General features: G+C 62.1%; 12 protein-coding genes and 1 pseudogene. 9 read left to right on the top strand and 4 right to left on the bottom strand.

All coding sequences use genetic code 11. From position 1 onward, the window contains the following. Positions 1-5 precede the first annotated feature (5 nt). The 4 genes from X727_RS147785 to X727_RS1000000167985 all read left to right on the top strand — a co-directional run bounded on the left by X727_RS147785 (position 6) and on the right by X727_RS1000000167985 (position 3,871). Positions 6-1,160 carry a YcaO-like family protein gene (locus X727_RS147785; protein ID WP_050591298.1) on the top strand — a complete coding sequence of 385 codons (1,155 nt, stop codon included), beginning with the start codon at positions 6-8 and terminating at the stop codon, positions 1,158-1,160. 5 nt (positions 1,161-1,165) lie between these two features. Further along, positions 1,166-1,888 carry a TfuA-like protein gene (locus X727_RS0134125; RefSeq protein WP_023689835.1) on the top strand — a complete coding sequence of 241 codons (723 nt, stop codon included), beginning with the start codon at positions 1,166-1,168 and terminating at the stop codon, positions 1,886-1,888. Positions 1,889-1,967: 79 nt separating this feature from the next. After that, positions 1,968-3,146 carry a hypothetical protein gene (locus tag X727_RS147790; protein ID WP_023689836.1) on the top strand — a complete coding sequence of 393 codons (1,179 nt, stop codon included), beginning with the start codon at positions 1,968-1,970 and terminating at the stop codon, positions 3,144-3,146. Positions 3,147-3,178: 32 nt separating this feature from the next. Continuing rightward, on the top strand, positions 3,179-3,871 hold the full coding sequence (locus X727_RS1000000167985; protein ID WP_155923581.1) for a hypothetical protein: 693 nt from the start codon (positions 3,179-3,181) through the stop codon (positions 3,869-3,871). 645 nt (positions 3,872-4,516) lie between these two features. On the opposite strand, the gene X727_RS147795 is transcribed toward X727_RS1000000167985, so the two are convergent. After that, the gene (locus tag X727_RS147795; protein ID WP_023689839.1) at positions 4,517-5,353 is read right to left on the bottom strand and encodes a hypothetical protein; all 837 of its coding nucleotides are present in this window, start codon (positions 5,351-5,353) and stop codon (positions 4,517-4,519) included. 745 nt (positions 5,354-6,098) lie between these two features. On the opposite strand from X727_RS147795, the gene X727_RS1000000168565 reads away from it, so the two are divergent. The 4 genes from X727_RS1000000168565 to X727_RS12690 all read left to right on the top strand — a co-directional run bounded on the left by X727_RS1000000168565 (position 6,099) and on the right by X727_RS12690 (position 7,917). Next, positions 6,099-6,254: a hypothetical protein gene (locus X727_RS1000000168565; RefSeq protein ID WP_023671409.1), complete on the top strand. Its 156-nt coding sequence runs from the start codon at positions 6,099-6,101 to the stop codon at positions 6,252-6,254. A gap of 140 nt (positions 6,255-6,394) precedes the next feature. Next, positions 6,395-6,568 carry a hypothetical protein gene (locus X727_RS1000000168560; protein WP_023689840.1) on the top strand — a complete coding sequence of 58 codons (174 nt, stop codon included), beginning with the start codon at positions 6,395-6,397 and terminating at the stop codon, positions 6,566-6,568. A gap of 170 nt (positions 6,569-6,738) precedes the next feature. Next, entirely contained in the window at positions 6,739-7,443 is a 705-nt protein-coding gene (locus tag X727_RS147800) for a Crp/Fnr family transcriptional regulator (RefSeq protein WP_023685922.1), read from the top strand. A gap of 285 nt (positions 7,444-7,728) precedes the next feature. Beyond that, entirely contained in the window at positions 7,729-7,917 is a 189-nt protein-coding gene (locus tag X727_RS12690; RefSeq protein ID WP_023671412.1) for a hypothetical protein, read from the top strand. 22 nt (positions 7,918-7,939) lie between these two features. Here X727_RS12690 and X727_RS147805 read toward each other — a convergent pair whose 3' ends face one another. After that, positions 7,940-8,680 carry a sulfotransferase family protein gene (locus tag X727_RS147805; protein ID WP_023834493.1) on the bottom strand — a complete coding sequence of 247 codons (741 nt, stop codon included), beginning with the start codon at positions 8,678-8,680 and terminating at the stop codon, positions 7,940-7,942. A gap of 269 nt (positions 8,681-8,949) precedes the next feature. On the opposite strand from X727_RS147805, the pseudogene X727_RS01000000164785 reads away from it, so the two are divergent. Next, positions 8,950-10,148 (top strand): annotated as a pseudogene (locus X727_RS01000000164785) (PLP-dependent aminotransferase family protein). Between the two features lie 201 nt (positions 10,149-10,349). On the opposite strand, the gene yghU reads toward X727_RS01000000164785, so the two are convergent. Continuing rightward, positions 10,350-11,219: a glutathione-dependent disulfide-bond oxidoreductase gene (yghU, locus tag X727_RS147810; protein ID WP_023671415.1), complete on the bottom strand. Its 870-nt coding sequence runs from the start codon at positions 11,217-11,219 to the stop codon at positions 10,350-10,352. 328 nt (positions 11,220-11,547) lie between these two features. Continuing rightward, positions 11,548-11,967: an integrase core domain-containing protein gene (locus tag X727_RS01000000164780; RefSeq protein WP_023735139.1), complete on the bottom strand. Its 420-nt coding sequence runs from the start codon at positions 11,965-11,967 to the stop codon at positions 11,548-11,550.

Below are 11,967 nucleotides of genomic sequence, written 5' to 3'. Positions count from 1 at the left end.
CCGCGATGCTGGAGCGATATCAACGCCTTGGTCCGCCGCCCGACGAGGCGCTGGCGAGGCTGATGAAGATGCGCGAAGGCCTGGGCATCACGCGGATCGCCGACATCACCGGGCTCGACCAGCTTGGTATCCCGGTCGTGCAGGTGACAAGACCTTTCTCGCTCTCCAACGCGGTCGCGCAAGGCAAGGGCGCCACCCTGGTGCAAGCCGGGATATCGGCCATGCTGGAATCGGCCGAGAGCTTCTTTGCAGAGCAGGTGGCGAATTTCGAACCAGTCGTCGGCTGCGCCGATCAATTGGGCATCCCGCCAGATCGTTTCGAAAGGTATCTCCAAGGGGGCACCGCGCCGGGATGGCGCGGCAGGGAGACCGCGTGGGTAGCCGCAGACAATCTTCTTACCGGCAGCCGCGACCTGGTCCCGTTCGAGCTCGTGCACACCGCCTATGTGTTGCCGTCGCTGCCCCATGACGGCATTTTCGCGGCATCGACGAGCGGTTTGGCAGCAGGCTTCGCGGAGCCGGATGCCATCGTTCATGGCATGCTTGAATGCATCGAACGCGACGCGATCGCCACGGCATACCGGACCCACGGGTTTTTCCACCGTCAACGCATCGATCCCGAGACGATCGATGATCCGTCGCTCCGCGATCTCCTGGAAACTTTGGCGGCCAAGAACGTGCTGGTTGGCCTTTGGCAAGCTTTGTCGCCGTTGGGCATACCGGTGGTGTGGTGCCATCTGCTGGAAGACGAACCGACAGAAACGGTCCTTTTGGATCATCCGGCTGATGGCTCGGCTGCCGGTTTCACTCCCGCCGGCGCGGCGGTGCACGCCATCTACGAAGCGGCCCAGGCCCGTCTGGCGGCGATCTCGGGCGCGCGCGATGACCTGACGCGCGCGTCCTATCCGAAATACCCCGATCGGCAGGTGATTGCAGCGCATCGCCGGCTCCTCCGCGACGGCCCGCGCAGCGTGGATTTCGGCGCGTTCGCCGAGCAGAAGTTCAACACGGCGTCGGACGGGCTGTCGGTCCTCTTGGCAATTCTCGAAGAGAGAGGGTTCGATGCGGTTCACCTAATCCGGGTGGGAACGAAACCGTTCGACGCCCTGTCGGTTGTCAGGATTGTCATCCCTGCCTTGCAGCCGCTCTTGCAGGGGTAGGGATTATGCGCCCGAAACTCGTCTTCACTGGCCCTACCGTGTCCCATTCCGACGCGTTGAAGGTCGTCGATGCGGTATGCCTTCCCCCGGCCGTGCAAGGCTCGATCGTTTCGGCCGTGCAGCATTTCGACCCGAGTGCGATCCTTCTCATAGATGGCGGTTTTCAGACCGAGCCGGCGGTTCGGCACAAGGAAATCCTGTGGGCCCTCAGCCGCGGCATTCATGTCGTCGGCGCGGCCAGCATGGGTGCCCTTCGAGCAGCCGAGCTGTTCCCCCATATGCAAGGCGTCGGGCTTATCTACCGATGGTATCGCCGCTGCGCCTTTGCACCCGACGACGCAGTAGCGGTATTGCATGGACCGGCCGAGGTGAATTTCGCTCAATTGACGCATGCGCTGATTGACCTGCGCCGGACCCTTCGTGCTGCTTGCCGGCGCGGCGTGATTTCACCCGAACAGCAGGCGAGGCTCGAGGGTGCGGCACAGGCCGTCAATTTTCGCGATCGCACCCTGGCACGGATGGTCCGGGATGCGCACGACGGCAAGGACGACGTCGAGAAATTGTGCAGGGACCTCGGCGCCGCTTTCGTCCAGCAAAAAAAGCAAGATGCCCTGCGGGCACTCGAACTTTTGCGAGAGCAAGCATTTGAAAAAGCATACCCCGTGCCGGAATTACAGCTAACCACGGCCTTCTCCAAGGATATGGATGATGCGGGGCTGGCGCTATAGGCCCTGACCTCTTGGCGGCCGACGATTTACGTAACGTAAGCACCGTGATAGCGTGGCATCGTCAGAGGGGGCCAAGCAATTGGACGCGGTCGATCGTGCCGTTGCGCAAGGTGTGCTGGGTACGCGGTTCCTGGTCTACCCGCAGGTCCCTCACCTTTCGGGTTACGGAACACCCGAAACAGTATGGATTTCTACTCCACCCGATCTGATCCGCTCCGGCCCGGAAGATCACCGCATCTACGTTCGCGATCCGCTCCTCGACAAGGAGCCTTACGACTACCCTTATCTGCCACCGTTTGTCGGCGAAACCTTTCCACCTGCACAGGCTGGCTTTGACGGCCATTTCGATCAGCTTTCCTTGACCTCGCGGCAGTTCCTTTCTGCGCACGCTTTCGCCTCGGTCAGCCGCGTGCTGGACATCTGGGAAAGCTACCTCGGCAAACCGATTGTCTGGTATTTCGCCGAGACGTTCGAGCGGCTCGAAATCATCCCCTTCGTCGACTGGGAGAATGCGCAATCGGGCTATGGCTATCTGGAACTCGGCCGAGAGCGCGGCATCGACGGAGGCAACTATCCCTATGCGCTCAACTTCGATGTGATCGCACATGAGGTCGGCCACGCAATCTTGTTTTCGCTGTTCGGGACACCAACTGGCGGCCTGACTCAAGGCGATTTCGGACCGTTCCACGAAGCCAGCTCGGATCTGGTCTCGCTCTTGTCCTTCCTGAATTTCGACAGCGGCATGGACCGGCTGCTGCGGCACTGCAATGGCAACCTGCTTGTTCTCAATGAGTTGAACCGGATTGCCGAGCTGACTGGCGATCGGCAGATCCGCCTCGCCAGCAACGCACGCCGCATGTCGGAGGTGACGGCGGAAATCCATGACAGGTCACGGCCATTCACGGGGGCTGTGTTCGACACGATCGTCCACGTCTACCACGCGGCACTGGTGCACGAGGGGTTGGCCGACGAGCGGCTGCTGGGGATCGATATCAAGGATGTCGACCAATCCGACATGCAGCGCATTTCGGATTTCACGTCCCGCGCCTTCCGCGCTCGGCCCTTCATGTTCAAGAGCATGCTGATCAGAGCAAGGGACGAGGTGGCTCTCGCACTTGCTCAGGCATGGCCACGCCTCGATGCGGACGACCTGTCGTTCGAAAAGGCCGCGGCGTTGGTGGTGGACTCCAGCGATCGCGTCGCGCCGATGCTCGCGGAAAAATTCGATGAGAATTTCAGCTGGCGGGAGATCTTGTGAACTGAAGGATGCAGCAAAAAGGAGCGAGGAAAATGAGCGACGACTATCACCGACCGACACTAACCTTTCCGTCAGGCGCTTACAACGCAACACAGGTTAGGCTCTATGGCTTGGGGGCGGAAATTGGACTCAGCGTGCCCGGTGCGCCAGCACCCTTTGGTGACACCGGCATGTATGTCGAAACCGCGCCTGGGGAACCTATCACCGACGAGCAACATGTCAACGCACTTGAAGTATTGAAGAAGTATGACAGCAACAAAGGCCGCCAAGATATAATAAATGGAAATATCCCATTTCCAAAAATACCAATCAGAGTCTCCTACCATTTCAAGATCGACCTGAAGAATTTTGGCGCTGCGGTCCTTTCAACGGTAGGCAGTACCTTCATGCTCGGATCATCTCCAGAACAGAAAACATCGTGCGGGATAATTGTCGGTTATGCCTATGAGGGACATACCTACGATTTGCCAAAGCCCAAGATAATGATCATCCCGGCGTTTCCGGAACCCAAGATTCCGGCGGACGATTCGGAATTTGACGCCAAGGAACCTGAAGGCTACGCGGTTTGGCTCGTCGATAAGCTCAACGAATGCGTGGAGTTGGAGATGAACCAGGGCTTTGTCGAACAGATCGTCCTCGAGGCGAACCTTCCAGGCAAGCGTTCACCGACGATGTACGCATCCAAGATGACGATGGGACACCGTGGCGGAAAGCTGAACGACTAGTCTCTCATGTTCCCTGTCAAAGGTTGAAGGCAAGAAGGCTCGCCTGCTTGGCAGGTTTGCCATGCAGTCGGATCGGCTGAAGCTGCACAGGGCTGGGGGTGGAGCTCAGAGACGACGGTTGATCAGACTCTCATTCCGCGGGTTGGGTACGGCCTTCCGTGTCTTGGTCTCGGGGCTGTCCTCGGTCTAGAGGGCGGGCGTGGGGCGCATCGGCTCGGCGACATAACTGGCGACGGGAGTTCCGCACGATGGCCATGTTGTGCGCCCTGGTTGTCACCGCCGGCCGAGATCCATTGAATCCTGTCGACACGAACGCGAAAGGCTTCATCACATCGATATCCGAGAGGCCCTCGGCATCCTCGCCGTGTCCGGCAAACGGGATTTAGCTGTCGCGCCAGTCAACGAGTGTGTCCGCTTTCCGAATGCTACCACCCGAAACCGGACAGGCAGGAAGCGGCCCAAATGCGACATTCAATTTTCGTCGTGCCCCTGCCAGGGATTTGGCGTGCCCCAGCCGCTTACGTTGCGTCTAGTCCCGCCATGTAAGCCTTCGCGCCACGAGGGACCGCACGCCACTGACGGACAACTATGATGTGGACCACCAGTTTGGCGCACCCAATCGGCCACGCCAGCCCGCAGCCTCATTCACGGCGCAGCCGTAAACCCGCACTGCTTCTGTTCCATCTCGATCTGCTTCGTGATGCGGATGGCGTTCTGGGCGTAGGCTTGCGTTACCGAGCCGCTGTTGACGGTCTTGTCCTTCAGCGGGCTGACCGCTGCGCAGAGGTGGAAGACATGCTCGGTGTCGGACTTGGCGGCGCCGTTTTCCGGCGCGATCCAGTAGACGATATCCTGGCCATTGGGGTGCGCCGCGTCCTTCGTCGCCGCGGCCACCGTGGTGGAGTCGGTGGCGATCGCCTGCGCCTGGGCGGCGACTTCGGGCGAACAGGCCGTGGTCGGCTGCCCCGCCTTGATCTGTTCCGCGCAGGTGTTCATGTCCTGCGTGTACTGCTCGACCGATGGCGGCTGGTAGCTGACCCCGATCAGCGTCGCCAGCACGGCCAGCACGGCGCCGATGCCGCCGGCCACCTTCTTGCTCTTCGGGTCCATGTTCTTGTCGTTGAGGATCAAGATAACCAGCGGCAGGAAGGCAATCAGGGTGATGATCGCGCCGAGCTGGTTCTGGACGAAGAACCGGAACGTGTCGGATTCGCGGGCCGGGTCCTTCCGGTTGGCCGCCTTCCAGAGCAGGCTGCCGGCGATGGCGAAGATCGCGATGCCGACCAGGATGCCGATCAGCAGCGGCAGGTTGCCCTGGTCGAACTTGTGCTTGTAGAGCAAGACGATCCCGGCGATCTCGCCGCCAATGGCGATGACCCACGACAGCACGGCGAACAGGCGCAGCCGCGTGGCGCCGGACTTCTGGCCCTGCGTTGCCTGCCAGTCCTTGGTAACGTCTACGGTCGGCTTGTTTTCGGTCATGACCAGATCCCCCGGTATCGACACGTTTGCGGAGCGGCATCAAAGGCGCCCGGCGCAGCGTCATTGATCGAACGTCGCCTGCCCCGGCGCGAAAGCGCCACGGCAGACCCCATCCTTATTGCGCATGATGGGATTCGTCCATAGCCGAGCGGGCGGACGAGGATGCGGGCAATGGTGCGGAGGAGGGCAGGGCAATCGCATAAGGCGGCGCCAGCCCACTCCGTCCGCCGCGGCCACCTCCCCCATGTCCATGGGGAGAGGGAACCCAAGCCCATCAAGGCCGCGACCTCGGTGATTGGCATTTCCTCTCCCTCCGCGGAGCGAGGCAATCGCATATGACGGGTTTGCGCTCTGCGAACACCCCCACCCTTGGGGGAGGGAGACTTGGTAGGCGCTGATCGCCGCAAATCGCCTAGGTTCCACGCCAGAATGGGTGGCTTGCGGCAGCGTTCCCTCCCCCTTGTGGGGAGGGTTAGGGTGGGGGTCCTCTTCGTAAGAACTCATATGTGATCGCCTTGCGCCGACGAAGGGAAGGTGGGTCGCCGAATCCGAGGGAGCGCCATATGCGGTCGTCCTGCCAAAGGTCGGATCACGCCACCGCGGGAGCGCAACTAATTTGTATACAAATGTTTCTGGGCGGCATCGGTTTGTGAAGCGCTTCACCGTTGCCGCGCAATCGATCGGTTACAGAGGTGGCGCAAGAGCGGGCCTGAGGCAGCGCTCTGCTGCTGCATGGAGGTAACCGATGTTTGAAAGTCTCAGCAGAATTCGCGCTGCCCTGGCGCGCGCCAGCAAGCACAGGAAGACCGTGCGCGCACTGAATGCGCTGCCGACGGAGATCCAGAAGGACATTGGCTGGACGGAGTCGAGGTCGATCGATGAGATAAGGCTGCCGTTCTAGGGCCGCATCCAGCGTCGCTAATATATCGCTCGCCATCGATTGTTCGGAAGCGTACAGTATAGCATCGTCAGCCACATCAATGGGCGCTGACGCTTGGGAGCGACCATCGCACTCCTGCCCCGACAGGAGGCATTGGAGCCATGGCGGAGCAACCGAGACAGTCCGGTCTGAGCGCCGAGGCGCTCGCGGCTTTGGCGCGGGAAACCGGGGCCTCCGAGCAGCAGATACAAGAGATCGCATCGCTGATCGGCAACGATCGCTCGTCCATCGTGCGCGAAGCGCGCATGGTTGCGGCTGACCGCCCGAAGCGCTGATCCAGGAAAAGCTGCTGGATTGATTGATGGGGCGTCGCCCCTGATTTGTCGGTTTTGTACGAAGTACAATGGCTGAATCCGAGTCAGCTATCGTCCAATGACCGTTTGCATTTGGGCAGGGCGCCGACGGCTGGGAGATGACATGTGCTCTTGCCCTTGGGGAGAGAGCGATGGACCAGTCGGTCAGCAAGGAGAAAAGCGGCCTTTTGCGCCGCATGAACCCGGCCGACTTCGCACTGCTTGCGCCGCATTTGCACCATCGTGTGCTCGATCTCAAAGCCCCGCTCGAAATGGCGGGCGAGCCGGTCGCCTCGGTCTGCTTCCTGGAAAGCGGCCTGGCCTCGGTGGTGGCGAGGAACCGACCGGGGCTCGACACCGAGGTCGGCATCATCGGCCACGAAGGCATGTCGGGCTCCGCTTTGGTGATGGGCGCCGACTGGGCGCCCCATGACTGCTACATGCAGATGCCGGGCGAGGCGGTGTGCATCGATTCCGAGCCGTTCAAGGCAGCGCTGCAGAAAAGCCCGACGCTTCGCGCCTTCCTGCTGCGCTATGCCCATTATCTGCACGGCCAGACCAAATCCACGGCGCTGAGCAATGCCCGCGCCAAGCTCGAGGATCGGCTGGCCCGATGGCTCCTGATGTGTGACGACAGGGTGGTCGGCCATCAGATCCAGATCACGCATGAGTTCCTGTCCGTCATGCTCGGCGTCAGGCGTCCGGGCGTCACCATCGGCCTACAGATCCTGGAAGGGCGCGGCCTGATCCGGTCGCGGCGCGGCGAGATCGTCATTCGCGACCGGGATGGCCTGATCGCCGTCGCCGACGGTTTCTACGGCCAGGCCGAGGCCGAATACGAACGCCTGCTGGGCTGAGCCTGGCACGGGCTGGAAATGGCCGACGCGAATGCCGGTGAAAGCATGTTGCCAGAGCCGCGCCGGCCATTTGCGGCCGTCTGGGGAGAGGCCGCCCGGCAAATCTAGCATCGGCGCAAAAGCGGGCAACGAACCGCAATGGCTTGGTAAAAACCGTACAATCGAATTGTGTTGAACCTTGGTTCGGCAAGAGTATGAATCTGCTGTCGTCGACCATGTATATGGGGCGCTGGCGCCTGAGGCTTCGACAGGCTCGCGCGCCCGATGTGAACGGGGAAAACCGAAATGGCAGAACTGCTTTTCGATGTATCCGCCTTCGATTGCGCCATCCTGCGCGCCGCCTTCATCAAATCGGTGATGGAAGACAATGTCCCGGAAAAGCGCTGGCGCGCGCTCGCCGCCTCCCTGGTTCGCGACCTGACCGACCACGAAGATGTCGAGCCGGATCTCCTCGGCTGGATCACGCGCAAGTAGCGGTACCCTGACGGTCCGGCGGCTACCCCAGCCACCACCACAGCGCCGCGACCGCCGCAAGCACCGCCACCACCGACAGCCCCAGCATGATGTAGCTGCCCTTGATGATGTCGCGGATGATCTTCTTCACGCTTTCGCGGTCGTTGAGGTTGGGGAAAGGCTCGTTGGGCAGCGCCACGCCGAGGAAGCCGCAGAGCGGCGCCCAGCCATCGCTGACCTTGAACACCAGAAGCTTCTCCGGCGGCACGGCCGCTATCACCTCCTCGGTATAGGCGTTGTAGCGCGCCACCGCCTTGGCGCGGTCGTCCATCACGCCGGCAAGCGTGCGGCCCCAGATCAGCCTGTGCGACATGTCGCCGAATTTGCGGCCGAACGGCGTCAGCCATTCCAGCACCTTGAACTGCCACAATGTCTCGGTGAAGTGGATCGTGTCGATGGTGCTGTCGTACCAGGCCTCGGCGCCGCGCGGATGCAGGGTGAGCAGTACCTTGGCGTCGGGATAGGCGGCCATCAATTCGCGCCACACGCAGCATCCCGGATTGTCGACCGTCGCCTTGTAATTGGCAAAGACTCTGGTCCAGTCGTGCTGGCTGCCGGGCGGGCTGTTGGCCACCTTGCGCCAGAAGTCGAGATGGCCCTTGTTGGCCTTGTTGAGGATGACTTCCTGCATGTGATAGCTGGGAAGGCCCAGCCTGTTCAGCGCGGCAAAGGTCGACCATGTGCCGGTGCGGCCGAATCCGGCCCCGATGAGCTCAAGCGTCATTTTAACCCCCCTTGTTGAGACCGCTTTTCTTTTTATGCCGGTCCGCTCGGAATGAGGTTGCATCCGCGCCCCTCGGCGCGCAACAATTTTCCCTGTCCAGGGCAGAAATGTGTTTGCTTTTTCGTCTGGGCCACGCGGAATGAGGGTCTGGCTATTCCCGCGGGTGAGGGAGCCTGATAATAGGTCAGTCAGATTGACCTAAATCGCATGGGCCGGAACGGTCATGCTGGACCAGATGCCGTATCCCGGGAGGTGGGCTCGTGAGTTTGATGGACCTGTTGGCGTCGCGCGCCTCGCGCATGAAGGCGTCAGAAATCCGCGAGCTGCTCAAACTGCTCGACCAGCCCGACATCATCTCCTTTGCCGGCGGCATCCCCGATCCGGCCTGTTTCCGGCCCAGGCGATCGCCGATGCCTATGCCTCGGTGCTGGGCGGTGCGGAGGCGAGCGCAGCACTTCAGTATCAGGTCTCCGAAGGCTATCTGCCGCTCAGAAAATGGCTGGCCGGCCAGATGGGCAAGCTCGGCATTGCCTGCGACGAGCACAACATCTTCATCACCTCCGGCTCGCAGCAGGCGCTGGATTATCTGGGCAAGCTGTTCCTGTCGCCCGGCGACACAGCGCTCGTGACGTGGCCGACCTATCTCGGCGCGCTGCAGGCCTTCAACGCCTATGAGCCGCGCTACGACCGGCTGACGCCGGATGGCGGCAACATGACGCCGGCCGCCTACCAGGCGGCGGCTGCCGCTGCAGGCGGCAAGGTGAAATTCGCCTATCTCGTGCCCGATTTCGCCAACCCGACCGGCGAGACGCTGAATCGCCAGCAGCGCGAGGCGGTGCTTGACCTCGCCGGCGAGCTCGACATTGCCGTCATCGAGGACGCCGCCTATCGCGCGCTGCGCTATGACGGCGAGGGCCAGCCGCCGATGCTGGCGTTCGACTGCGAACGCTCAGGCGGCATCGAAAACGCCCGCACGCTCTATTGCGGCTCGTTCTCCAAAATCCTGTCGCCGGGCATGCGCGTCGGCTGGGTCTGCGCGCCGCGCCGTGTCGTCGAGCGGCTGGTGCTGATGAAGCAGGCGTCGGACCTGCACAGCCCGTCGATCAACCAGCTGGTCATGCACCGCGTCTCCGAGGCCGTGTATGACGGCCAGGTGGAAAAGCTGATCGGCGCCTATCGCCAGCGCCGCGACGGCTTGCTTGCAGCGCTTGAGGCGGAAATGCCGGATGGCGTCAGCTGGAGCCGACCGGAAGGCGGCATGTTCGTCTGGCTGACGTTGCCCGAAGGTGCGGACGCCACGGCACTGCTCGCCCGCTCGGTCAAGGAAGCCCGCGTGGCGTTCGTGCCGGGCAACGCATTCTACGCCGACGGTTCGGGCCGCAACACGATGCGGATGAGCTTTACGCTGGCTGATGAACGCGCGGTGGGTGAAGGCGTGCCGAGACTGGCGAAATTGATGAAGAGCTAGGCGCCCTACCTCCCCCTTGTGGGGAGGTCGACCGAAGGTCGGGTGGGGGTGCTTGGCGCCGACCCCCACCCCGATCCGCTTTGCGGATCGACCCTCCCCACAAGGGGGAGGGTAAAAAAGNGGGGGGGGGTGCTTGGCGCCGACCCCCACCCCGATCCGCTTTGCGGATCGACCCTCCCCACAAGGGGGAGGGTAAAAAAGTCACTCCGCCACAACCAATTTATCCTGCGTCTTCGTCTCGAAATCGCTGGCGTCGTGGCGCTCGTGCAGTTGCATGGCGGGGTCGCCGAAGGCGCGGTTGACCATGCGGCCGCGTTGCACGGTCGGGCGGGCGTCGATCGCCCTGGCCCAGCGTTGTACGTGCTCGTAGTCCTGCACCGACAGGAACTCGGCGGAATCATTGTACATGCGGCCGAGCGCAAGGCCGCCATACCAGGGCCATACCGCCATGTCGGCGATCGAATAGAAGGCGCCGCCGAGATATTCGGTCTCTGCCAGCCGCCGGTCGAGCACGTCGAGCTGGCGCTTGGTCTCCATGGCGAAGCGGTCGATGGCGTATTCGAACTTTTCCGGCGCATAGGCGTAGAAATGGCCGAAGCCGCCGCCGAGATAGGGCGCCGAACCCATCTGCCAGAACAGCCACGACAAGGTTTCCGCGCGCGCCGGCTGTTCGGTCGGCAGGAACTCGCCGAACTTTTCCGCGAGATAAAGCAGGATCGAACCGGACTCGAAGACGCGGACAGGCGTCTTGCCGCTGCGGTCGAGCAGCGCCGGGATCTTGGAGTTGGGGTTGACCTCGACAAACCCCGAGCCGAACTGGTCGCCATCGTTGATGCGGATCAGCCAGGCGTCGTATTCGGCGCCCTTGTGGCCGAGCGCCAGAAGCTCCTCCAGCATGACAGTCACTTTGACCCCATTCGGCGTCGCCAGCGAATAGAGCTGCAGCGGATGCTTGCCGACCGGCAGCACCTTGTCATGCGTCGGACCGGCAATAGGCCGGTTGATGCTGGCGAACGTGCCGCCATTGGCTTTCTTCCAGCTCCAGACTTTCGGCGGGGTGTATTCGGTCATGCGGGAAATTCCTTGGGTTTGGCGGGGCGAAGACGACTTGCGCGACGGCGCGAGACTGATGGCGGAAAAGTCGGCGGAACCTAGATACGGGAACACATAGGTGCAATTCAGAAAGGTTCAACTTGTGTTGAACTATTATCGATGTCGGCGCCGCCCCTCATCGCCCTGCCGGGCACTTCTCCCCGTATAGTGACGGGGAGAAGGACGCTGTCGCCTACTGATTTCCCCAATTGCCAGCGTTGCCAAGAGCGCCGATGTTGCGGCCATCTGTCCAGCCGATAGATGGGTAACACTTTGAACCGGATACATAGGTGACACTTCTCTCCCCCTATGCGTCCGCCGCAGCGCCAAGCGGATTGGTTGGCGCGGCGCTGCGGCGGACAAGCTTCATGTGCCGTGTGTCGATGATGCCGAGCGGGTGGGCATGGAATGAGAGTGTCCATTGTCCGTCTTCGGTCTCCAACGCAGCGACCGGTTCGCCCGCCAGCGCTTGCGAGACATATATGAAGCCGCCATTCCATCGGATCTCGCCATTGTGGCGCACGCGGCGGACCGAGGCCTCGGCCGGATAGACGGGCTCGGGTGGTGTCCTGGGCATGGCGCGCTGTGAGGACCGGTAGTGCTGGGCGGGCGTATCCATGCCCAGCGCCTCATGGGGACGTTCCTCATTGTAGCTGTGGCGGAAGGTCTCGAAGGCCTGGCCCTGTGCCGTTCGGTCGGCTTCCGGTGCCTCGGCCATCGGCAGCAT

The sequence above is a fragment of the Mesorhizobium sp. L103C105A0 genome, from assembly GCF_000502215.1.
Taxonomy (GTDB): domain Bacteria; phylum Pseudomonadota; class Alphaproteobacteria; order Rhizobiales; family Rhizobiaceae; genus Mesorhizobium.
This window is presented reverse-complemented; position numbering and strand designations above follow the sequence as displayed.